This window comes from Streptomyces coeruleorubidus, assembly GCF_008705135.1.
In the GTDB taxonomy this organism is placed as follows: domain Bacteria; phylum Actinomycetota; class Actinomycetes; order Streptomycetales; family Streptomycetaceae; genus Streptomyces; species Streptomyces coeruleofuscus.
Genome location: NZ_CP023694.1, coordinates 822,208 through 843,249, shown reverse-complemented (window position 1 = coordinate 843,249; position 21,042 = coordinate 822,208). Strand labels below are relative to the sequence as shown.

The 21,042-nt window shown below is 71.0% G+C and carries 22 protein-coding genes; 11 read left to right on the top strand and 11 right to left on the bottom strand.

Annotated features, from left to right (window positions below):
• The first annotated feature begins 51 nt into the window (after positions 1-51).
• The 3 genes from CP976_RS03910 to CP976_RS03900 all read left to right on the top strand — a co-directional run bounded on the left by CP976_RS03910 (position 52) and on the right by CP976_RS03900 (position 2,436).
• Positions 52-816 carry an SDR family NAD(P)-dependent oxidoreductase gene (locus CP976_RS03910; RefSeq protein WP_086847906.1) on the top strand — a complete coding sequence of 255 codons (765 nt, stop codon included), beginning with the start codon at positions 52-54 and terminating at the stop codon, positions 814-816.
• Between the two features lie 3 nt (positions 817-819).
• Positions 820-1,602, top strand: a complete 783-nt coding sequence (locus tag CP976_RS03905) for a ThuA domain-containing protein (RefSeq protein ID WP_150479026.1) — start codon at positions 820-822, stop codon at positions 1,600-1,602.
• A 189-nt stretch (positions 1,603-1,791) separates the two neighbouring features.
• Positions 1,792-2,436 (top strand): DUF4328 domain-containing protein, encoded by a 645-nt coding sequence (locus CP976_RS03900; protein WP_244403659.1) that lies wholly within the window; start codon positions 1,792-1,794, stop codon positions 2,434-2,436.
• Here CP976_RS03900 and CP976_RS03895 read toward each other — a convergent pair.
• The 4 genes from CP976_RS03895 to CP976_RS03880 are packed head-to-tail and all read right to left on the bottom strand — an operon-like array spanning position 2,424 to position 7,260.
• Complete coding sequence (locus tag CP976_RS03895; protein ID WP_150479025.1) at positions 2,424-3,485, bottom strand: NAD(P)-dependent alcohol dehydrogenase; 1,062 nt, start codon at positions 3,483-3,485, stop codon at positions 2,424-2,426. The genes CP976_RS03900 and CP976_RS03895 overlap by 13 nt on opposite strands.
• Positions 3,482-4,582, bottom strand: a complete 1,101-nt coding sequence (locus CP976_RS03890; RefSeq protein WP_150479024.1) for an ABC transporter permease — start codon at positions 4,580-4,582, stop codon at positions 3,482-3,484. The genes CP976_RS03895 and CP976_RS03890 overlap by 4 nt, the downstream gene beginning before the upstream one ends.
• A gap of 27 nt (positions 4,583-4,609) precedes the next feature.
• Entirely contained in the window at positions 4,610-6,133 is a 1,524-nt protein-coding gene (locus tag CP976_RS03885) for a sugar ABC transporter ATP-binding protein (RefSeq protein ID WP_150479023.1), read from the bottom strand.
• On the bottom strand, positions 6,118-7,260 hold the full coding sequence (locus CP976_RS03880) for a sugar ABC transporter substrate-binding protein (RefSeq protein WP_150479022.1): 1,143 nt from the start codon (positions 7,258-7,260) through the stop codon (positions 6,118-6,120). The genes CP976_RS03885 and CP976_RS03880 overlap by 16 nt, the downstream gene beginning before the upstream one ends.
• A gap of 236 nt (positions 7,261-7,496) precedes the next feature.
• On the opposite strand from CP976_RS03880, the gene CP976_RS03875 reads away from it, so the two are divergent.
• From CP976_RS03875 to CP976_RS03860, 4 genes are read left to right on the top strand one after another with little or no spacing between them, the layout of a single operon-like run.
• The gene (locus tag CP976_RS03875) at positions 7,497-8,903 is read left to right on the top strand and encodes an aromatic ring-hydroxylating oxygenase subunit alpha (RefSeq protein ID WP_229876270.1); all 1,407 of its coding nucleotides are present in this window, start codon (positions 7,497-7,499) and stop codon (positions 8,901-8,903) included.
• Entirely contained in the window at positions 8,888-9,214 is a 327-nt protein-coding gene (locus CP976_RS03870; RefSeq protein ID WP_229876269.1) for a 2Fe-2S iron-sulfur cluster-binding protein, read from the top strand. The genes CP976_RS03875 and CP976_RS03870 overlap by 16 nt, the downstream gene beginning before the upstream one ends.
• Positions 9,215-9,221: 7 nt before the next feature.
• Entirely contained in the window at positions 9,222-9,437 is a 216-nt protein-coding gene (locus CP976_RS03865; RefSeq protein WP_150479020.1) for a transposase, read from the top strand.
• Positions 9,438-9,441: 4 nt separating this feature from the next.
• Positions 9,442-10,473 (top strand): NADP-dependent oxidoreductase, encoded by a 1,032-nt coding sequence (locus CP976_RS03860; RefSeq protein ID WP_150479019.1) that lies wholly within the window; start codon positions 9,442-9,444, stop codon positions 10,471-10,473.
• Between the two features lie 36 nt (positions 10,474-10,509).
• On the opposite strand, the gene CP976_RS03855 is transcribed toward CP976_RS03860, so the two are convergent.
• The 5 genes from CP976_RS03855 to CP976_RS42775 all read right to left on the bottom strand — a co-directional run bounded on the left by CP976_RS03855 (position 10,510) and on the right by CP976_RS42775 (position 15,155).
• Positions 10,510-10,824, bottom strand: a complete 315-nt coding sequence (locus CP976_RS03855) for a putative quinol monooxygenase (protein ID WP_150479018.1) — start codon at positions 10,822-10,824, stop codon at positions 10,510-10,512.
• Between the two features lie 71 nt (positions 10,825-10,895).
• Positions 10,896-12,632 (bottom strand): PEP-utilizing enzyme, encoded by a 1,737-nt coding sequence (locus tag CP976_RS03850; RefSeq protein WP_150479017.1) that lies wholly within the window; start codon positions 12,630-12,632, stop codon positions 10,896-10,898.
• 31 nt (positions 12,633-12,663) lie between these two features.
• Complete coding sequence (locus CP976_RS03845) at positions 12,664-13,488, bottom strand: SDR family NAD(P)-dependent oxidoreductase (protein ID WP_229876267.1); 825 nt, start codon at positions 13,486-13,488, stop codon at positions 12,664-12,666.
• The gene (locus CP976_RS03840; protein WP_150479016.1) at positions 13,485-14,783 is read right to left on the bottom strand and encodes an aromatic ring-hydroxylating oxygenase subunit alpha; all 1,299 of its coding nucleotides are present in this window, start codon (positions 14,781-14,783) and stop codon (positions 13,485-13,487) included. The genes CP976_RS03845 and CP976_RS03840 overlap by 4 nt, the downstream gene beginning before the upstream one ends.
• Before the next feature lie 144 nt (positions 14,784-14,927).
• Entirely contained in the window at positions 14,928-15,155 is a 228-nt protein-coding gene (locus tag CP976_RS42775; RefSeq protein ID WP_167537270.1) for a hypothetical protein, read from the bottom strand.
• Between the two features lie 217 nt (positions 15,156-15,372).
• Here CP976_RS42775 and CP976_RS03830 point away from each other — a divergent pair, with 217 nt between their 5' ends.
• From CP976_RS03830 to CP976_RS03820, 3 genes are read left to right on the top strand one after another with little or no spacing between them, the layout of a single operon-like run.
• Positions 15,373-16,377, top strand: a complete 1,005-nt coding sequence (locus tag CP976_RS03830) for a thiamine pyrophosphate-dependent dehydrogenase E1 component subunit alpha (RefSeq protein ID WP_229876266.1) — start codon at positions 15,373-15,375, stop codon at positions 16,375-16,377.
• Between the two features lie 5 nt (positions 16,378-16,382).
• Positions 16,383-17,408, top strand: coding sequence for an alpha-ketoacid dehydrogenase subunit beta (locus tag CP976_RS03825; protein WP_150479015.1), 1,026 nt, complete (start codon positions 16,383-16,385; stop codon positions 17,406-17,408).
• Positions 17,409-17,413: 5 nt separating this feature from the next.
• The gene (locus tag CP976_RS03820) at positions 17,414-18,871 is read left to right on the top strand and encodes a 2-oxo acid dehydrogenase subunit E2 (RefSeq protein WP_150479014.1); all 1,458 of its coding nucleotides are present in this window, start codon (positions 17,414-17,416) and stop codon (positions 18,869-18,871) included.
• A gap of 16 nt (positions 18,872-18,887) precedes the next feature.
• On the opposite strand, the gene CP976_RS03815 is transcribed toward CP976_RS03820, so the two are convergent.
• Positions 18,888-19,493: a TetR/AcrR family transcriptional regulator gene (locus CP976_RS03815; protein ID WP_150479013.1), complete on the bottom strand. Its 606-nt coding sequence runs from the start codon at positions 19,491-19,493 to the stop codon at positions 18,888-18,890.
• Between the two features lie 143 nt (positions 19,494-19,636).
• Between CP976_RS03815 and CP976_RS03810 the strand changes: the two genes are divergently transcribed.
• A complete protein-coding gene (locus CP976_RS03810) occupies positions 19,637-20,326 on the top strand; it encodes a TetR/AcrR family transcriptional regulator (RefSeq protein ID WP_229876264.1) in 690 nt (229 codons plus the stop codon).
• Positions 20,327-20,332: 6 nt separating this feature from the next.
• On the opposite strand, the gene CP976_RS03805 is transcribed toward CP976_RS03810, so the two are convergent.
• A complete protein-coding gene (locus CP976_RS03805; RefSeq protein WP_150479011.1) occupies positions 20,333-21,037 on the bottom strand; it encodes an SDR family NAD(P)-dependent oxidoreductase in 705 nt (234 codons plus the stop codon).
• Positions 21,038-21,042 lie beyond the last annotated feature (5 nt).

Sequence of the window (21,042 nt, the reverse complement as noted above, 5' to 3'; positions counted from 1 at the left end):
TCAGCTACCGAGCTACCGGGACTGTCCGGCAATCACAAAGGAGTGACATCGATGGATCTGGGACTGACAGGCGCGAAGGCGCTGGTGACCGGCGCGAGCCGGGGCATCGGCCGGGCGATCGCCGGAACCCTCGCGGCCGAGGGCTGCGCGCTGGCCCTGTGCGCCCGGGGCGAGGAAGGGCTGGCCAAGGCCGCTGCCGAACTGCGCGGCGAGGGGGCCACGGTGTTCGCGGAACCGGTCGACGTCACCGACCCCGCCGCCCTCGCGGGCTTCGTGGAGCGGGCGGCCGGTGAACTCGGCGGCCTGGACCTGCTGGTGTCCAACGTGTCGGCGGGCAACGTGAAGGGCCCCGAGTCCTGGGAAGCCAGCCTGCGCGGCGACCTGATCCCGTTCGCGGGACTCGTAGAGGCGGCACTTCCGCATCTGGAGGCCTCCGACCGGGCCGCCGTCGTGGCCATCGGCACCACCAACGCCTCCGACACCGCGCGCCCGGCCGGAGCGAACTCCTACTCCGCGCTCAAGGCGGCCGTCGTCCAGCACGCCTCGGCCCTCGCGCACTCCCTCGCGCCGAAGGGCATCCGCGTCAACACCGTCTCGCCCGGGCCGATCGACTTCCCCGGCGGCGCCTGGGAGACCATCCGCACCAGCCGCCCGGAGGTGTACGAGGAGGTCCTCGCCAAGCTGCCGATCGGCCGCTACGGCACCGCGGAGGACGTGGCCGCGGCGGTGGCGTTCCTGCTCGGGCGGACCGGCTCCTTCTGCGTCGGGGTCAACCTCGTGGTGGACGGCGGGCTGCTCACCCGCGTCCAGTACTGAGCCGTGGCGGGCCCGGCCGGACGCCTGGACGCCGTACTGGTCTGCGGCGGCCGGTGGCACGACTTCGACCACGCGCGGCTGCGGCTGCTGGAGCTGCTCGGCGAGCATCCGCGGGTGCGCACCACGGTGTACCAGGACTACGACTGCCTGGCCGCCCTCGACAGGGCGGACCTGCTGGTCACCTACACCTGCGACGTCCGGCCCCGCCCGGCGCAACGGGCCGCGCTGGCGCGGTTCGTCGAGCGGGGCGGGCGCTGGCTCGCCCTGCACGGCACCAACGCGGTGATCGAGCCGTCGACGGGCAACGGGCAGCGGTTGTTCACGACTCCACGGCTGCTCGGGGACCTGGCGAAGGTCCTCGGCAGTCAGTTCGTCGCCCACCCGCCGATCGAGCCGTACGAGGTGCTGGTGGCCCGGCCCGACCATCCGCTGGTCGCCGGGATCGAACCGTTCACGGTCACCGACGAGCTGTACGTGTGCGAGCTGCACGGCGAGCTGGAGGTACTGCTGCACGCCGAGTACACGGGGCCGTGCCGCGGTTTCGCCGAGGGCGACACGGCGGCCCTCGACCGTGCGCCCCGGCCGGTGCTGTACCTCAAGCGGCACGGCCGCGGCGAGGTCTGCTACTTCACCCTCGGCCACTGCCGGGGCCGCTACGACGTGCAGGACCTCGGCGTCGACGACACCGGGCGCGTGGACGTGGGGCCCTGGGAGACACCGGAGTTCCTGACCGTGCTCCGGCGCTGTGTGGAGCGGACGGTGGGCGGGCGAGGCCCGGCTCGGTGAAACGCGGGCCGTGGAGTGGCTGTCCGACCTGCGGATTGTTATGGACGGGGCCTCGCAGCAGGCGTACCGTGCCTCCGCACGCGCTCTATCGCGGGCCTTTTCGTACTCCGCCCGTGGGGGGCCACCGTCGTGTCCGCATCCAATGAACTCCGTCCGCGTCGCATGCTACCGAACGGCACACCACGCTCGGTGCGCGGCCTGCTGGCAGCGGCGTCGGTGTCGCTCGCGATCGTCGCCCTGAGCGATGTCCTCGCCGTCTTCGCCGGAGCCCGGATCTACCTGCTCATCGACGAGGACCAGGGATTCACCGCCGCTCCCCGGCAAAGGCTGGACGCCGCGTACTCGCTGTACCAGACAGCCGGCAACATTCAGGGCATCGTGTTCCTGCCCTGCGCGGTCCTCTTCGTCGCCTGGTTCTTCTGGACGCGCCGCAACACCGGGCTGCTGGCACCCGATCGGTTCCGTAAGGGCCCGGGCTGGGCCATCGGGGGCTGGCTCATCCCACTGGCGAACTTCTGGCTGCCGTACCGCATCGCCGTCGACATGTGGGGTGCGGCAACCCCCCTGCCCGCCGACGGGGAGCCGTACCGGGCAGGGATCTGGCCCGTGAACCTGTGGTGGGGCCTGCTCGTTTCCAGCTCGCTGTACGGCCTGTACGCCTCGTCGCGATACGAGAGCGCAGAGACCCTCACGGAGATTCGGTCCGCGGTGATGCAGTACATGGCAGCGGACGTCCTGGACCTGGCCGCTGCCGTGGCCGCGGTGTACTTCGCCGTCCGCCTGACGTCCATGCACTGGCTGAAGGCGACCGCGAGCAGCCCTTACCGCGAGTGAGGCGACGAGGCGTGCGGCAGTACCACCGCGCGGCCGTCGATCTCCCCGGCGTGCAGGCGCTCGTACGCCTCTGGCGCCTGTTCCAGCGTGAAGGTCTCGACGTGCGACGACACGAGACCCTGGCGCGCGAGCTCCAGAACCTCCATGAGCTCCGTCCGGCTGCCCCAGTAGGGGAAGGAGGCCGACACCTCGAACGGCAGACCGCCCCCGAAGCCGACGGCCAGCGTGCCCCCGCCGAGGCCGACGACGGTGACGTCGCCCGCCACCGCCACCGACGCTGCGGCGACCGCCAAGGTCGCCTCGGCTCCGACGAAGTCCAGGACGACCTCAGCTCCCGTACCGCCGGTGAGTCCGCGGATCCGCGCGGCCGCTTCGCTGTCGGAGAGGAGCGTCTCGTGCGCGCCGACTTCGCGGGCCAGCTCCAGTTTCTCCTTGCTCACGTCCAGGGCGACCACCCGGGCCGGGGTCAGTGCGCGCAGCAGCTGCACGGCGAGATGGCCCAGACCGCCGACGCCGATCACCACCGCCGTGCTGCCGGGCAGCAGCTTCGGCAGCGATCCGCGGAGCGCGTGATACGGGGTCAGCCCGGCGTCCGTGAGGGGTGCGGCCTGCACCGGGTCGAGTCCGTTCAGCGGCACCAGGTGCCGGGGCGAGTCCACCAGCACGTACTCCGCCAGGGCACCGGGTGAGCCGAGCCCCGGCGGCAGGATGCCGAGCCCGGCGGCGTGCGGACAGCAGTTCTCCTTGCCCTCGGCGCACGGGTGGCAGCGCCCGCAACCCCACGGGCCGTACACCGCCACCGCCTCGCCCTCCGCCACGGCGGTGACACCGGCGCCCAGCTCCGCCACCGTCCCGACGCCCTCGTGACCGAGTGTCATCGGCAGGGCGTAGGGGAACTGCTCCTCGGGCCAGCCCATCACCGCCAGATCGGAGTGGCAGAGCCCGGCCGCCGTCACCTTCAGCAGCACCTGGCCCGGGCCGGGTTCAGGGACCGGGACTTCCACGACTTCGGGGGCCTGGCCCACGCGCCGGTATTGAAGTGCCTTCATCTTCGGATCTCCTTGCTGGTGGACGGGTCCGGCCGGGTCTTCGCCCGGCGGCGCAGCACGGTGGGCAGGGCGATTCGGCCACCGGTGAGCACCAGCGCCACGATGAGGACCGAGCCGGTGAACAGGCTCGCGGCCCACTGCGCGCTGGTGGCGAGCCCGAGGCCCGTGATGCCGGTGCCGAGCAGGAGGACCGCGAGGACCGTGCCCCAGGCGTTGAAGCGGCCCGCCCGCAACTGGGTCGCCCCGACGAAGGCGGCGGCGTAGGCCGACAGCAGGTACGGGGTGCCCGCGGTCGGCGATCCGGAGCCGACCGAGGCCGTGAAGACGACACCGGCGAAACCGGACAGCAGCGCGGAGGCCACCAGGGTCAGAAAGCGCAGCCGGTCGGTGCGCACCCCTTGCAGCCGGGCCGCGTCGGCGTTGAATCCGGTGGCGTACAACCGGCGCCCGGTGGCGGTGTGTTCCAGCAGGAACCAGATGGCGAGGGCGGCGAGCAGCAGATACAGCACCGGCAGGGTGACACCGCCGGCGTCCAGCTGGGCGATGCTCGCGAACGGCTCGGCGAGCAGCCGCACACCGGTGATCGAGCTGTCGTTGGTGACCATGGTGATCAGGGACTGGATCAGCGCACCGGTGGCCAGGGTGGCGATGAACGAGTCGACGCGCAGGACCACCACCACGATGCCGTTGACGACCCCGACCAGCAGCGCGGTGGTCATCGCCAGGGCGATGGCCGTGCCGGGCCCGAACCCGGCGGAGACCATGAAGTGGGCGGTCAGCACGCTGGTGAGCGACATGGTGAAGGCGATGGAGAGGTCGAAGACGCGTGCGGCCAGCGGCGGTACGACGCTGAGTGCGACCAGGCCCGCCACGGCGTTGCCGTTCAGTACCTGCTTGACCGTGATCATGGTCGGGAACGTGTCCGGCGCCCACACGGTGAAGAGCACGACGATGACCAGCCACACGTACACGGCGCCGATGTTGCGGAACGACAGGGCGGCCGCCGCCCGTCGGGCCCATGTCCCCGGCACGTACACCGCGGATCTCTCCGGTGCGGACGGCGGGACCTCCGCCGCCCGGGTCGGGGTGGACGTCATGTCACTCGGTTCCTTCCAGGGCTCATGTCACTCGGTTCCTTCCATGGCGTGCACGAGCGCGGGCTCGGTGATGTCCCGGCCCCTGATCTCCCGTGCGATCCGGCCGTCCCGCACCACCAGGACGCGGGTGCACAGCGCGAGCAGGTCCTGCGTGTCGGAGGAGGACACGATGACGCCCATGCCCTCGTCGGACTGACGCCCAATCAGGTCGTACAGCTGAAGGCGGGTGGCGATGTCCACGCCCGCCGTGGGTTCGCACAGCGCCAGCACCGGCGGCCGCCCGGCCAGGCAGCGGGCCATGACGACCTTCTGCTGGTTGCCGCCGCTCAGCGTGGTGATCCGGGCTGCGTGTCCTGCCGTACGCACTCCGACCCGGCGGATCCAGTCCTGAGCCAGGGCGGACTCGCGGCGCCGACGGAGCCGCCCGGAGCGGGAGCGCAGCCGGTCCAGGAGCGGCAGGGTGAGGTTCTCGCCGACGGAGAAATCGCCGATCACTCCCTCTCCCGCCCGGTCCGCAGGGACCAGGGGAAGACCCAGGCCGCCGGCGTCACGCGCCTCGGTCCACCGCTCGGAGCGCTCCGGCAGCCGCAGCCTGCCGCTCACCCGCCCGGCATGCGCCCCGCACACCGCGTACGGCACGATCTCGTGGCCGGAGCCGACCAGCCCGGTGATGCCCAGGCGCTCGCCCCCGGCCAGGTCGAAGTCGACTCCCCGCAGTGGCCCGGCCCACAGGTCGCGGACCTCCAGCACGGGGTTGGTGGGACCGGAGCGGGGTGCCGGACGGTGGGTGGTCTCCATGTCCTCGCCCGCCATCAGCTCCGCCAGCAGGCGCGGAGTGAGCTCGGCGACCGGGCGGGTGGCGATCCGGCGCCCGCCGCGGATCACGGTGACCCGGTCGGCGAGAGCGAAGATCTCGTCCATCCGGTGCGAGACGTACAGGACACCGGCGCCGGCGTCGCGGACCTCCCGCACGATGTCGAAGAGGCGGGCCACCTCGCCGGGCGGGAGCACGGCGGTGGGCTCGTCGAGCACCAGGACCCCGCGGCGGCCCTCCCAGCCCTGGAGCGCGGCGGCGATGGCCACCACCGCGCGCTGGACAGGGGTGGCCGTCACCAGGGGTCTGCGTACGTCGATGCCGAGGCCGAACCGCTCGACGAGGGCGCTCGTCCGCCGCTCCATCTCCGGCCAGCGGATGTTGCCGAACGCCGTGCGGGCGAAGCCGTGGCTGAGCGCGAGGTTGTCGATGGCGCTCAACTCGCCCACCAGCCCCAGCTCCTGGTGGACGAAGCGCAGCCGGTCGTGGCGGGAAGCCGCGACCTGGCCGAGGCCGAAGGGCTCGCCGTCGAGTTCGGCCACCGCACCGGGCTCCGCGTGGTGGTAGCCGGCGAGGATCTTGATGAGGGTGGACTTGCCTGAGCCGTTGGGACCGATCAGGGCGTGGATCTCGCCGGGCAGGACCTCGAGATCGACGTCCTTCAGCGCCTGGGTGCCGCCGAATCTCTTCGACAGGGCGGCCACCCGCAGGACCGGCCCGGTCAACTCAGTCCCCACAGCGCCTTGAACTGCTTCTCGTAGTCCTCGACGATCGGGAAGTCGCCGTCGGCGGAGGGCAGGTTGTCCTTGGTGACGAGCATGTTGGGCAGCGCCGCCTTCTGGTCCACCGCCATGGGCTGGCCGGTGAAGTGCCGGGCGAGCGCATCGGCCTGGATCCAGGCCGTCTCGTGCGAGTTCAGCGCCATCGCGCCGTCGGTGAGACCGCCCTGGATGTACTGGTAGTTCTGCGCGTCACCGACGTTGACGACGATGTGCTTGCCGGTGATCCCGGCGGTCTTCAGCGCGGCCGGCACACCCACGTTGAGCAGGCCCAGGGAGAAGACGACATGGGTCACCTTCGGGTGCGACCGGAGGTACGACACCACGCGGTCCGGCATGTCCTTGCCCACCGAGGTGATCGGCACGTCGACGTTGTCGAGCGCGCAACCGTCGCACCATTCCTTGTACTTGGCCGCGAAGGAGTCCTTGACGGGCTTGAGGATCGTGTAGGCCGGCAGATCGAAGTAGACGGTGTCCGCCTTGGCGCCGCTGTTCGACACCACCCATGAGGCGAGCATCTCGCCCTGGACGCCGACGTCCTTCGGACCGTTCTTCAGCAGGGAGATGCCGTCACCCGCCACGTCGTCCGCGTTCGACTGGATGACGGGGATGCCGGCCGCCTTCAGCTGTGCCAGCTGCTTGGCGTAGACGGCACGGGGGAATCCGGAGGCGACGACGGCGTCCGGCTTGTCGCGTACGGCCTGCTCGTAGGCGGCCTGGACGGACTCCGGGGTGCCCTGGGTGGCGATCTGCTTGACCTGCCAGCCGAGTTCCTTCGCGGCCTCGGTGAAGAAGTCGGCGAGGTCCTTGCAGGACTGGACGCCGCAGAGGATGAAGTCGATTGTCTTGCCCTTGGGGATCGCCTTGCCCACCGGCTCGGTCACGGAGATCGTGGCCGGTCGTGCGGAGTACTTCGCCAGGGCTGCGCGGGCCGCGGTCAGGCCGGGGGAGCCGGGCGCCCCCGCCTGTGTCGAGTCGGCGGCCGGAGTGGTCCCGGTGCCGCATGCCGCGAGGGCGAGCAGGGCGGTGACGGGGAGGGTCGCGGTGATGGCGCGGCGGACCGCGCGACGGGGTCTGGAACTCATCGTTGAGCGCTCCCGTGGGGTGACGTAGAAACTTATGAGGCACTACAGCCTCAAGTGGGTCGGAGTGTGACATGCCCCAGCAGGCTTGGGGAGAGGGTTGCCGCAAGAAATTCCGGAATAACGGTGCGAAACTGCGGTGACCTCGTCAGGTACGAGATCGTCCACCGGTATGAGTGTTGCTCCCTGCGGCAACCGGTAACTACACTCAATCTAAAGTTTCTGCCGGAGGAGAGATGATGGACGAAACGTCGGAACCGGCCACGGCACGGTGCCCCGGGCCCAGCGTTCAGGACTACCTCGACCAGGACAGCCGTCCCGTTCCCCCCGCCCTGAGGTACGAGCGGAACGACTACCTCGGCAGCGAGGACATCGACACCGCCCGTTTCACCTCCCGCGAGTGGGCCGAACGCGAGATGCGGCAGGTCTGGCGGCGCGTCTGGCAGTTCGCCTGCCTGGAGAGCGAGATCCCCGAGGTCGGCGACCACGAGGTCTACGAGATCGGCGACGACTCCCTCATCGTCGTCCGCACGGCTCCCGACGAGATCCGCGCCTACGTCAACGTCTGTCTGCACCGCGGACGCAAACTGCGCACCGGCGGCGGCAACGTCAGCGAGTTCCGCTGCTCGTTCCACGGCTTCACCTGGAACCTCGACGGCACGATGCAGACCCCGCCCTGCGCCTGGGACTTCCCGCACGTCACCCCGGAGAAGTTCGCCCTCCCCGAGGCCCAGGTGGCGACCTGGCGCGGCTTCGTCTTCATCAACATGGACCCGTACGCCGAGTCCTTCGACAGCTACCGCGGCACCTTCGACGACTACTACATCTGGCCGCTGGAGAACCGCTACAAGTCGCTGCACATCGCCAAGGTGCTGCCCTGCAACTGGAAGGTCGCGCAGGACGCGTTCATCGAGTCCTTCCACGTGATCGCCACCCATCCGCAGATGCTGACGTGGCTCGCCGACGCCAACTCGCAGTACGACGTCATGGCGGACCAGCCGAACTGGAACCGGATGATCAACATCCAGGGCGCGCCCAGCCCGCACGTGGCGGACTCGGTCACGGAGGAGGACGTCCTGGAGACCTTCTACGACTCGCGATCGTTCTATTCCGCCGCCCAGGGCCGTGACCTGGTCATGCAGGAGGGTGACGAGCTGCCGGCGATCCCGCCCGGCGGCACCGCCCGGCAGGTCCTCGCCGCGCGGATGCGCGAACAACTGGCGGCCACCTCGCAGCAGGACTTCTCGCAGACACCCGACACCGAGCTGCTGGACGCCATCAACTACTTGCTGTTCCCCAATTTCAACCCCTGGGGCGGCGCCAAGTCGAACATCATCTACCGGTTCCGGCCCAACGGCCTCGACCCCGACTCCTGCACCGCCGAGATCATCTTCATGTCGTCCCCGAAGCAGCCCGGCGAGACGCCGCCCCCGGCGAAGATCCGCTGGGTGCCCGAGGACACACTCTTCGCCGACATCCCCGAACTCGGCGTGCTCGGGCCCGTCTTCGACCAGGACTGCGAGAACCTGCCCTACGTCCAGCAGGGCCTGAAGGCGATGCGCAAGCCGGGCATCACCCTGGCGAACTACCAGGAGAGCCGCATCCGCCACTTCAACCAGACGCTCGACCAGTGGATGAGCAGATGACCCACCGGGTGGCGGTCAGGCCCTCCGGCGTCGAGCTCGAAGTCCTCGACGGCGAGGACGTGTTCACCGCAGCCGGGCGCCTCGGCTACCGCTGGCCCACCGTCTGCGGCGGCAAGGGCACCTGCCGTACCTGCTTCGTCCAGGTCGAGGAGGGCGCCGAGAACTGTTCCCCCGTGGGCCCGCTGGAGCGCGAGGGCATCGAGGCACTGCGCAGACCGGTGGACGGCCTGACCCGGCTCGCCTGCCGGCTCCGGGTCGAGGGCCCGGTGACCGTGACCAAGCGCGGCGTACGCCGCCGAGTGCAGGAGTGAGACCCCCATGTCCAAGCAAGTGATCCACCCGCTGACCGGCCATGTGTACCGGCTCACCGAGGACGGCCTGGTCGAGGTGACCGATCCCAGGACAGGGGTGCGGGGCGTCTTCGACTTCCAGGCCCGGTGGCAGTCGGGCGAACTGCGCCACGCCGACCTCCAGATGGCCGGCTGGGTCGGCCGCCTCGCCCAGCGGCGCACCACCCCGCAGCCGGAGGAGTGACCCCGTGACGCCACGCACCACCCGGGTGGTCTGCCTGGCGCGCCGGCCCGACGGAGAACCGCTTCCCGGTGACTTCGTCGTGGAGGAGCGCCCGCTGCCGGCCCCGGGGGAGGGACAACTGCTCGTCCGCAACCTCTACATGAGCGTCGACCCGTCCATGCGCGGGCGGCTGTCGACCACCGAGAAGCACTACACGCACAATTTCACCCCGGGCTCGCCGCTCGACGGCCGCGCCCTCGGTGTCGTGGAGGAGAGCCGCTGCGCCTCGGTGCCGCCGGGCACGTACGTACGCCATCAGCTCGGCTGGCGGGAGCGGGCCGTGCTCGACGCGGCGTCCGCCGACGGCGCCGGCCGCATCGACCCGCACCTCGCGCCGCTGCCCACCTGGCTGGGCCTGCTCGGCCAGACCGGATTCACCGCGTACGTCGGCCTGACCCGTGTCGCGCGACTGCGGCCGGGCGACACCGTCTTCGTGTCGGCGGCGGCCGGCGCCGTCGGCACCGCCGCCGGCCAGTTCGCCCGTCTGCTGGGCGCGGACCGCGTCATCGGGACCGCCGGAGGGCCGGACAAGTGCGCCCTGCTGGTGAAGGAGTTCGGCTACGACGCGGCCGCGGACTACCGTGCCGAGCCGGTGCGCGACGCGCTGGCGCGGCTGGCACCCGACGGCATCGACGTGTACTTCGACAACGTCGGCGGTGAGCAGCTCGCCGCCGCCCTGCACGCACTGCGCACCGGTGGCCGGGTCGCCCTGTGCGGCATGATGTCGCAGTTCGGCGGCGCAGGGCGGACCGTGGACATCAACCAGTTGATCCAGGCGGTCCTCAAGCGGCTGACCTTGTCCGGGTTCATCGTCCGCGACCACGAGGACCTGCGGCCGGAGTTCGAGCAGCGGGTCGCGGGCTGGCTCGCCGAGGGCCGGATCACCGCGCGCGAGACGGTCGTCGACGGCCTGGAGAACGCCGCGGGGGCGCTGCTGTCCCTGCTGGGCGGCGGCAACGTCGGCAAGATGCTGGTGCGGCTGGACGGTTCCCACTGAGACTGCCGGCAACGGCGCCCCGGCCGGGGCGCCGCTTCAGCGCATGGGATGTGACGCGGCGACGGTGTGGGCCGTCAGCGAGACCCCGACCCGGGCCAGCCCCGCGACGGCCGTCCGGAAGTCCTCGATGTGCGGGGTGGCGAAGTGCTCGTCGAGGGCCTGCCGCGAGGTCCAGTACTCGTACACGCGGATACGGCGCTCGTCGGTGGGATCGGCGGTCATCGCGTAGTCCAGACAGCCGGGTTCCTCCTCGCGGGTGCGCCGGCCCAGCTCGACGAGGGCCGCCAGCACGGTGTCGCGGTCGCCGGGTTCATAGTCCATCCAGCCGGAGACGATGAGTTCCTCAGCCATGGCGATCCTTTCCAGGTCGTGCCCGCGGGCCCGTCGCTCCGGTGCAGGGAAGCGACGGGCCCGCGGAGTTCTCAGATGCCGAGCGGGGCGGGAACACTGTCCACGGTGACCGTGCCCCGCTCACCGTCGACCGTGATCACCATGCCGTCCCGCAGCCGCCGCGTCCCGCCCTCGACGGAGATCACGGCCGGGATGCCCAGCTCACGGCAGACCACCACGGCGTGGCTGTTGAGCGCCCCCACGTCCACGACGGCCGCGCCGGCCACCAGGAACAGCGGGGTCCAGGCCGCGTCCGTGATCGGCGCCACCAGCACCTCGCCGGGCTCCAGCGCCTCGCACGAAGCCGGGTCGGTGACCACCCGCACCCTGCCGGTGTACGTGCCGTGGCTGCCGCCGACACCGCCGAGCACATCGCCCTCGACGGCCGCCTCGGTCCGCTCCTCGGCGCGGCGCGGCCAGGTGTCGATCTCCGTCTGCGCGTCGTCGGCGACGAAGAACGGCGGTTCCAGCTCGTGCAGACCCGCGTACTCCTCCAGCCGACGCGCGATCACCGGGCCGAAGGACTCCGGAGCGGCGACGTAGCCGTCGAGTTCGGTGTCCAGCAGCATCATCACGTCCTCGGGCCGGGCGAAGAGCCCCGCCGCGACACCGCGACGGCCGAGCTCCCGTACGGCCATGCGGATCTCGTTGACGACGGTGACGCAGTTCGCCTTGGTGCGCTCGCGGGCCGGGATCCATACCTGGGAGGCGTGCATACCGGCGTCGAACATCGGCTGCGCCTCCTCGGGCAGCACGGCCCGGATCTCCTGTGCCGTCCGCTCGCGCCCCTCGGTCAGCCGTGTGCGCCGGGCGGCCGGGGAGTCGTCGTCGGGGCTGTGCCGGATCCGGTCGACCAGGGCCAGCGCCTGGACCGGCGCCGCCTCCCACGACAGCGCGTGGATGTCCCACTCGTTGGGGCCGCGGTCGCCGGACTCCGCGAGGAACTCCTCGAAGGAGTCACGGAACGCCTTCACGTCCCCGCTCGCCCCGTCGAGCGCCCGCTCCACCGCGGCCGGACCCTGGTCGAAGAGCGCGCTCAGTTCGGCCGAGGCCGCCACCTGCCGGGACAGCGTCCACAGCCCGGTCGACGGGGAGGCGGAGTCGACGTCGCCGAGACCGCCGATGAGGTCGAGCATGGCGCCGGGGCGGTCCACGCTCGCGCACAGCGGGCCGAGGATCGCCGGCCCGACGGACGCGGGCAGCGACGACTCGACGTGCCGCTGGAAGGTCGTCTCCACCTCGTCGAGCAACGACCGTACGTGCGCCACCAGTTCGGCGTCGGACAGCCTCGTCAAGTCGGGTCGCGAGCGGCGCAGGGCGCGCAGCCGTTCCCGGTCGGCGTCGGCCTCCGGGAAGCCGGCCTGGCCGAGCATCCGCTGGAGCGTCGCGCCCGCCTTGGCGGTCAGCTCCTCGTCCTGGTCGTCCGGGTGCGCCAGGTACACCGGCGTGTCGGAGCGCTGACCGACGAAGGCCGCGTCGATCTGGTCCGCCGTCTGACCCATACGGATGCCGAACAGCCGCATATGGGACAGGTTCAGGTAGAAGTGGCCGCCGAACATGCCGACGAACGGCGGCCGGGGGCCGGCCACCTCCTCCTCGCGGTAGATGCCGAACCCGACGAAGCCGCGACGCCAGCCCTGCAGGCCCCGTCCCCAGACCAGGGTCCAGCCCAGGGGGCTGGCCGGTTCCGGCAGGGTCTCGCCCGCGTTGGCCCGGGTGTAGTGCGGCAGTCGCTCACTGCGCTGCCAGTCCGTGATCCAGCTCTTCATGACCGAGGTCTCCCGCTGTCCGTACCCGCGCCTACCACTGCGCTGTTCCGCCGTCGACGCTGATCAGCGTGCCGGTGATACCCGCCCCCGCCTCGCTCGCGAGCAGCGAGGCGACGGCCGCGACCTGCTCCACCGTGGTGATCTTCTTGGTGGCGGCGTGCTCGGCGAAGCGGCCCAGCCAGTCCTCGTAGGAGATGCCCTCCGCCTCCGCGGCGGCGGGACCCGCGGCCCGCATGAGGTCGGTGTCGACGGCGCCGGGGCAGATGGCGTTGCAGGTGATGCCCAGGGTGCCGTACTCGAAGGCGGTCGCCTTGGTCAGGCCGTGGATGGCGTGCTTGTTGGTGATGTAGTGGCTGATCGCGGGCTTGTTGGCCTGCTTGCCCTCCACCGAGGAGATGTTGATGATGCGGCCCCAGCCGCCCTCCAGCATCTTCGGCAGGGCCCGGCGGGTGCCGTAGAAGTAGCCGTTGACGTTCAGGTTGAGGGCGTCGTGCCAGGCCTCGTCGCTGAGCTGGTGGATCGGGGCGAAGCCGGAGCTGCCGCCGACGTTGTTGACCCAGATGTCGAGCCTGCCGAAGCGCTCGGCGGCGAAGTCGGCGAGGCCCTCGATGTCCTCCTGGCTGTTGGCGTCGCAGGGGTGGAAGACGGCCCGGTCCCCGGCGTCCATCTCCTCCAGGGCCTGCTTGCCCTTGACCTCGCTGCGGCCGCTGACGACGACCGTGGCGCCGTCGGCCAGGAAGGCCTCGGCGATGGCGCGGCCGATGCTGCGCGTGCTGCCCGTGATCACCGCGACACGTCCGTCGAGGCTGCCCGTAGCCACCATGGTGTTCTCCCGCGAGTCTTGTTGGTTGCTCACCTGGCGGCTCTGGGGGCTGCTGTGTCCAGGTGCTGATGGATGGTGCGGTGGAAGTGCTGGAGCCCGGGCTCGTTGCGTCCGAAGACGAAGTCGGTCCCGTCGAGGGCCTGCAGGCCCTGCTGGACTCCGTAGGTGGTCGCGTAGTCCTCGTCGCGGACCACCTCGTGGAACCACGCGCCGAACCGGTCGGCGGCCTGGCGCTCCTCCTCGGTGACCGCCGGGTCCCGCAGCAGGATGATCTGCTGGGTCACCGACTCGGTCGCCGTCCGGGGGAGCACCAGGGAGACGGCGATCTTCTGGCGCCAGCCGCCCGCGATCGCCAGGCCCGGGAAGAGCCAGTAGATGGGCCCGACACAGTCCCCGGGGTCACGCTGGTCCGGCGGCAGCTCGACCGCCTGCGCGATGGGGCGCAGGGCCGGCGCGATGCGCTGGTGGGGGCCCCAGGTGTCGTGAGCCATCATGTTCGAGAGGTTCGTCTCGAACACCGTCTTCGGGTGCAGCGAGGCGAAGTGGTACGTCTCCAGGTACCCGTCGAGGGTAACCTTCCAGTTGGGACTGGTCAGCTCGCTGGTGGCGTAGTGGTGGCACTCCGCCAGCCGGAGGCCCTCCAGCAGGGGCTGGAGGTCGCCCAGCCAGGCGTCCAGGTCGGGCTCGGCCGCCGGGTCCAGCGAGACGAAGACGATCCCCGCGCGCTCCCCGGCCGGGAGCCGGACAAGGCTGCGGCCCTCGCGCGGCACCTCGCCGAAGGTCTTCTCCGCGTACACGCCCCGCAGCTCTCCGGCGAGGTCGTACGACCAGGAGTGGTAGGGGCAGGTGAGCCGCTTCGACACCCCGCAGCCGGGTTCGAGGAGCTTGGCTCCCCGGTGCCGGCAGGCGTTGATCATCGCGTGCACGGTGCCCTGACGGTCACGGGTGATCAGCACGGGCATGCCGAGCACGTCGATCGCCTTGTAGGTGTTCGGCCCGGGAAGCTCGCAGGACATGGCGAGCGGCAGGGGAACGCCGCGGTGGACAGCGTCCGTCTCGCGCTGCCAGCGGTCGGCGTCGAGGTAGTTGGCGACGGGTTCCGTCCACTGGCCGTCCGCCTCGTGCGTCGTGTTGTCGCGGTAGTGCGTCATCACACGCTCGACGAGCTCGGCGGCCTCCCGCCGCATCGTCAGGGACGCGGCGTCGGTGGACCGGTCCTGGCTGATCCACGACGAGTACTCGGGGGCCGAGGGGGCCGACGGTGCCGGGATCGACGACCTGGGCTCGGCGTCTGTTCCCCGAATCTCCGGCGAACTGGTTTGGACCACGATGTCCTCACATCCTCCCAGCCGCGAGCCGGTGACCGGCTTCGGAACGCGACAGCTGGGCTGTGTCCGAAACGACAACAGCACTTAGTGTGGTCTGTCAATAGAAAGTGGCGAAGTTGCCGCTCGGTGTCTGATGGAGCGCTTCTACTGTGACGTGCTCGGCTGCCGCGCCGAGCGCCGCTCGGGCGTACCGGAGTCCGTCGGCGGCCCGGCCAGGCTCGGCGGCGAGCTGGTGGTGGCCTGGCTGGGGACGCCCTCCGGGGGGTGCGTGAAGTTGATCCTTCCCCGGTCGGCGGCGGTGTCGGCGGGCGCTGTGGCCTTGCCGGCCGGGCATCTCGGGCTGTCGTATCCGACCTTCCATCTCGACGGCATGGGCCCTGTGGTGGTGGCGCTGCCGACCGCGGATGCCCGGCTTCTGGGTCGATCCGGAGGGCAATGTCGTGGAGTTGGTGGACGCGCGTGCCGACGACCCCGGCTCGGACCATAGTAATTAGAGACGCTGTTCAGTAAGGTGCCTTTGCTGGTTACTGTAGATCGGCACAAGTAAGTCCGATTGCTTGGCAACCTCCCTCGGACGAAGGGGCGGACGGTGGCTCAACGAGTGTCAACGGCGTCGAAGAAATCCACGCAGGTCAGCGCGCAGGTCATCAAGGACCTCCACGAGCGCATGGTGCGCATCCGGCTCTTCGAGACCGAGGCGGGAAAGCTCATGGAGGCCGGCAAACTGCCCGGCTTCCTGCACCTCTATGTCGGCCAGGAAGCCGTCGCCGCCGGCGTGATGGCGGCCCTGCGCGACGACGACCAGATCACCTCCACCCACCGCGGCCACGGGCACGCCGTGGCCAAGGGTGTCGGCTTCCGCGAGATGTACGCCGAGCTGTACGGCCGGGTCACCGGCGCCTGCCTCGGCCGCGGCGGCAGCATGCACATCAACGACCTCACCCGCGGCATGCTCGGCGCCAACGGCATCGTAGGGGCCGGCGTCCCGATCGCCGTGGGCGCGGCATTCGCCGCCCGGTACAAGGGCGAGGACAACGTCGCCGTGACCTTCTTCGGCGACGGCGCCACCAACATCGGCGCCTGGCACGAGGGCGCCAACATGGCCGCGATCCTCGGCCTGCCCGTGGTCTTCGTCTGCGAGAACAACGGCTACGCGGAGTTCACCCCGCAGTCCGCGCACATGCTGCTCACCGATGTCGCCGACCGCGCCGCCGCCTACGGCATGCCCAGCGTGATCGTCGACGGCATGGACGCGGTCGCCGTCCACCGGGCCGCCGTCGAAGCCGTGGAACGGGCCCGGTCCGGCGCGGGCCCGATGATGATCGAGGCCAAGACCTACCGCTTCTTCGACCACCAGGGCGTCAAGGGCCTGCGGCACCCCTACCGCTCCGACGAGGAGGTCGCGGAGTGGAAGGCGCGTGACCCCATCGACCTGCTGGAGGCCCGGGCCGTCGCCGACGGCACCGCGACCCGTGCGGAGCTGGACGACGTATGGCAGCGCACGCGCGACGAGATCGCCGAGGCCATCGCGTACGCCGAGGCGAGCCCGCTGCCCGACCCCGCCGACCTGCTGCTCAACGTCTACTCGGGATGACCGCCATGACCACCACCACCGAGGCACCGGCCGTCACCCCGGTCGCCGCCCCCCGCAAGCTGTCCTACGTCAAGGCCTTCAACGAGGGACTCGCGCAGGCCATGCGCGAGGACGAGAACGTCTTCGTCGCCGGTGAGGACGTGGCCGGATACGGCGGCGTCTTCCGCATGTTCGACAACCTGCTCGACGAGTTCGGCCCCCGCCGCATGATCGACACCCCCATCTCCGAAGCCGCCCTGGTCGGCCTCGGTGTGGGAGCCGCCGCCCGGGGCCTGCGGCCCGTCGTCGACCTGATGTTCATGGACTTCATCGGCGTCTGCCTCGACCAGATCGTCAACCAGGCCGCCAAGATGAAGTACATGTTCGGCGGCGCGCTGTCCGTGCCGCTCACCATCACCACCGCCTCCGGCGCGGGCCTCGGCGCCGCGGCGCAGCACAGCCAGAGCCTGGAGGCCTGGCTGGCCCACGTGCCCGGCCTCAAGGTGGTCATGCCCAGCGACGCGTACACCGCCAAGGGCCTGACCGTCTCGGCCATCCGGGACGACAACCCGGTCGTCATCATGCTCAACAAGGTCCTGCTCGGCAGCACCAGTGAGGTGCCCGAGGAGATCTACGGCATCCCGCTGGGCCAGGCGCACACCGCGCGGCACGGCTCCGACGTCACGGTGATCGCCCTGGGCCGCATGGTGGGGGAGGCCCTCGCGGCAGCCGACGAGCTGGCGGCCGAGGGCGTGGAGATCGAGGTGATCGACCCCCGCAGCGTGCAGCCGCTGGACACCGAGACGATGTTCGCCTCCGTCCGCCGCACCAACCGGGTGCTCGTGGTGCACGAGGCCGTCACCTTCGGCGGGCTCGGCGCGGAGATAGCCGCCCAGATCCAGGACTCCGCCTTCGACTACCTGGACGCGCCGGTCCTGCGCATCGGCGCCCCCTTCTCCCCGGTTCCCTTCTCCCCGGTCCTGGAGAAGGCGTACGTGCCCGATCGCGCCCGCATCGCCCAGGGCTGCCGGCGTCTCCTCGAAAGGGCGTGACCGACATGGCGGTCGAGGTTCTGCTGCCGAAGATCGGTCTGACCATGCAGGAAGGCACGATCGACGAATGGCTCGTGCCGGTCGGCGCGGCCGTCGCGGAGGGCGACGCGCTGCTGAGGCTGGCGACCGACAAGGTCGACGTGGACGTCGAGGCGGAGGCCGGGGGACTGTTCCACCCGGTGGTCCCGGCGGGCGTCACCGTCCCCACCGGGGCCCTCATCGGCTGGCTGCTGGCCGAGGGCGAGCAGCCACCGGACCCGGCGGGTACGCCGATGCCCGCCGGGTCCGGGGCCGGTGCGAGTGCTTCGCCGCCCGCGCTCGACGGCACCGACGCCGGGGCTGCTCCCGCGGTGCCTTCCGCCAACGGCACCGATGCCGACGCTGATCCCGCTGCGGCCTCCGTCAACGGCACCGCCGGCCGGCTCCTGTCCTCACCCAACGCCCGGCGGGTCGCCACCGCTGCCGACGTCGAGCTCACCGCCGTACGCGGCACGGGACCCGGCGGACGGATCGTCTCCGAGGACGTGGAGGAGTTCCTCGCGGCCCTCCCCGGCGACCTCGGTGACCTGGTCGACCTCGGCGAGCCGGTCGCGCCGGGCGGTACCTCCTCCTCGCCGCTGGTCCGCAAGCTGGCCAAGGAACGGGGCATCGACCTGTCCGAGGTGAACGGCACCGGGCCCGGCGGCCGGATCCGCCGCTCCGACCTCGACGCCGTCACCGCGGCCCCTCCTCGCCGGGACACGGCCCCTCCCCTCCGGGGCGCGGCCCCTCGGCCCGGCGACGTCGTCCCGCTCACCGGGATGCGCGGCACCATCGCCCGCAGGATGCACGCCAGCCTCCAGGAGATGGCACAGCTGACGCACGGCTACGAGGTGCGGATGGACGCCGTGGTGTCCCTGCGGGACCGTCTCAAGGAGGAGTGGGCCGACAGTGATCTGCCGGTGCCCAGCCTCAACGACTTCCTGCTGAAGGCCGCCGCCCTGGCCCTGCGCGAGCACCCGCTGCTCAACGCGACGGTGCGGGAGGACGGCATCCATCTGCTCGACGGCATCCACCTGGGCTTCGCCGTGGCCGTTCCGGGCGGCCTCATGGTCCCCGTGATCGAGGATGCCGTGCAGCTGCCGTTGCCCGAGATGGCCCGCCGCTCCAGGGACCTGGCCCAGGCCGCGCGCGAGGGGCGGATCTCCCCCGCGCAACTGGAAGGGGCCACCTTCACCGTCACCTCACTAGGCGGATACGGCGTCGACTTCTTCACCCCGGTGATCAACCCCGGCAATGTCGCGATCCTCGGGGTGGGCAGGCTCAGGGACGGCGTCGAGTGGGCGGACGACCGGCCGCTGCGGACGCGCGTGCTCACCTTGAGCCTCACCTTCGACCACCGTGCCGTCGACGGGGCACCCGCAGCCGAATATCTGCGCACGGTCGGTGACTTGCTGAGCAGGCCCCTCCGGCTGCTGGTGTGATCCGCCGGACCGTCCCTCAGGTCGCCGGGTCGGCGATCCGCTCCGCGAGAGCGCCGACCTCGCGGACGAACGAGCGGTGCCCCAGCGACCGGTACACGTCGTCGCCCCGGACCTGCGAGATCGCCGCGGTTTCCAGCAGCGCCAGCAGGCCCAGCCCGATCACCGCCGCCTCGGCGTCGGTGACGGACGTGCGGGCCTTGCGGATCAGCCGCACCAGCTCGTCCAGCAACTCGCTGCGGCTCTCCTGGCGCAGCGCCTCGGCCTCCTGGCTCATGCCGGCCGACGACACGAAGAACACCGTGGCGGCGGAGCGGTGTTCGCCCAGCCAGGCCAGCAGCGTGGTGACCGCCGCACCGATGTCCGAGCCCGGTTCGTGGGCCTCCGTGAGTGCCTGCAACTGCTCGCGCAGTGCGGTGGCGAACGCCCGCATCCCCTCTGCCAGGACCTGGTCCTTGGAGGAGAAGTGGTAGTACACCGCTGCCGAGGTCATCTCCGCGCGAGCGGCGATGTCGGCCACCGTCACCTCGTCCGGCGGCTGGGTGGCGAACAGCTCGGTGGCTGCTTCGATCACCCACTGCTTGCGCGACGGACGGTGAGCGGCGCGGGTTCCGGAGGTCGTCATGGTGTCAAGTATGCCGGGCGGCGAGTGTCCCGTAAGCCCACGCGCAGCAGGAATTACTTCGCCGGCCGGTTGGAGTTACTGGATAGCATGGGCAGTACACAGGGCCCGCGGACGCGGGGTCACGGCAGCCGGCAGGGAGCATGATGGCCAGCACGAAGAACGGCAAGCAGCCCGCCCACCGACCCTCGCGGCGGCAGCACATCATCACCGCCGCCGTGCGGGTGTTCGGCCGCAACGGGTTCGCGGAGACCAGCATCCAGGACATCGCGGACGAGGCCCAGGTGGTGCCCACGGCCGTCTACTACCACTTCGACGGCAAGGAGGAGCTGCTCGAACTCGCCATGCGTCGCGTGTTCGACCAGCTGAACGCGGTCGTGGAGGCGGCCCGTCCCGAGTCCGAGCCGGGTGACGCGGAGGGGCTGATCCGCGTCATCGACGCCGTGTGGGACTGGGTCGAACAGAACCCGGACGAGGCCCGCCTGTACCAGGTTCAGGTCGCCTCCGCCAACGGCAGCGTCAAGGTGCTGCGGGACGAGTTCGAGCAGCGGCACGTCCAGCGTGGCTACGACTATCTGCCCGAGGGCACCACCCGCAGCCCCCGGGCGGCGAAGGTACGGCACGCGTCACAGGCGCTCGCGGTCCGCACCCTGATCAGTACGACCATGCTCGTCACCGCGCTGCGGGCGGAGGGGGGACCGCTGTCCCAGTTGCCCTCCCGCTCCGTGCTGGAGGCGGTCAGGGAGCTGGCGCTGCGCATCGTCGCCACCGAGCAGAAACCGGCGAAATCGACGAAAGCATCGAAGTCGGCCAAGCCGGTCACGTCCCGGACCTGAGACGGTTCACCAGGCCAGTGGCCTGCGGTCGGCGAACAGCCCGCCGGTCGTCTCGTCGCCCTCGGGCAGGGTCGCCAGCCAGACCGGGGTGTCCGCCCCTTCCCGCGGACCGCGCGGGGCGGAGGAGCCGCCCATGCCGCTGCGGGTCCAGCCGGGGTCGGCGGCGTTGACCAGGACGCCCGTGCCGTACAGCTCGGCCGCGAGCATGCGGGTCAGGGCGTTGAGCGCCGTTTTGGAGATCCGGTAGGCGGGACGCCGGCCGGAGTCCATCAGCGTCAGCGAACCGTACGAGCTGGTGACGTTCACAACCCGCCCGTAGCCGGCTTCCACCATGCCCGGGACGACGGCCTGGGCCACCCGCCAGGCGCCGGTGAAGTTGGTGTCCAGCGTGGCGTGCAGGACGTCCTCGTCGACGTAAGGGGGCCGCAGGTCCCCGTCCAGCGACACCCCGGCGTTGTTCACCAGCACGTCGATCCCGCCGGTCAGCTCTCTCGCTTCCCGGACCGCTTCGGTGACGCTCCTCGCGGAGGTCACGTCCAGGGCCAGCGGCACCGCCGCCGGGCCGATGGCACGGCACGCCTCCTCGGCGGCCTCCGGTCTTCGCGCCGCGACCAGGACCCGCAGCCCCCGGTCCGCGAGCTGCCGGCCGATCTCCAGTCCGATTCCCCGTGCCCCGCCCGTGACGAGGGCGGTTCTGCCGTCGTGCCGCATGGCGG

Coding starts and splice junctions, on each gene's coding strand:
- CP976_RS03890 (WP_150479024.1), bottom strand. CDS start 4,582: ATGACGTCCACCCCGACCCGGGCGGCGGAGGTCCCGCCGTCCGCACCG.
- CP976_RS03820 (WP_150479014.1), top strand. CDS start 17,414: ATGGCGGTCGAGGTTCTGCTGCCGAAGATCGGTCTGACCATGCAGGAA.
- CP976_RS03815 (WP_150479013.1), bottom strand. CDS start 19,493: ATGACGACCTCCGGAACCCGCGCCGCTCACCGTCCGTCGCGCAAGCAG.
- CP976_RS03910 (WP_086847906.1), top strand. CDS start 52: ATGGATCTGGGACTGACAGGCGCGAAGGCGCTGGTGACCGGCGCGAGC.
- CP976_RS03810 (WP_229876264.1), top strand. CDS start 19,637: ATGGCCAGCACGAAGAACGGCAAGCAGCCCGCCCACCGACCCTCGCGG.
- CP976_RS03850 (WP_150479017.1), bottom strand. CDS start 12,632: ATGAAGAGCTGGATCACGGACTGGCAGCGCAGTGAGCGACTGCCGCAC.
- CP976_RS03805 (WP_150479011.1), bottom strand. CDS start 21,037: ATGCGGCACGACGGCAGAACCGCCCTCGTCACGGGCGGGGCACGGGGA.
- CP976_RS03895 (WP_150479025.1), bottom strand. CDS start 3,485: ATGAAGGCACTTCAATACCGGCGCGTGGGCCAGGCCCCCGAAGTCGTG.
- CP976_RS42775 (WP_167537270.1), bottom strand. CDS start 15,155: ATGCCGTCGAGATGGAAGGTCGGATACGACAGCCCGAGATGCCCGGCC.
- CP976_RS03825 (WP_150479015.1), top strand. CDS start 16,383: ATGACCACCACCACCGAGGCACCGGCCGTCACCCCGGTCGCCGCCCCC.
- CP976_RS03855 (WP_150479018.1), bottom strand. CDS start 10,824: ATGGCTGAGGAACTCATCGTCTCCGGCTGGATGGACTATGAACCCGGC.
- CP976_RS03865 (WP_150479020.1), top strand. CDS start 9,222: ATGTCCAAGCAAGTGATCCACCCGCTGACCGGCCATGTGTACCGGCTC.
- CP976_RS03875 (WP_229876270.1), top strand. CDS start 7,497: ATGGACGAAACGTCGGAACCGGCCACGGCACGGTGCCCCGGGCCCAGC.
- CP976_RS03880 (WP_150479022.1), bottom strand. CDS start 7,260: ATGAGTTCCAGACCCCGTCGCGCGGTCCGCCGCGCCATCACCGCGACC.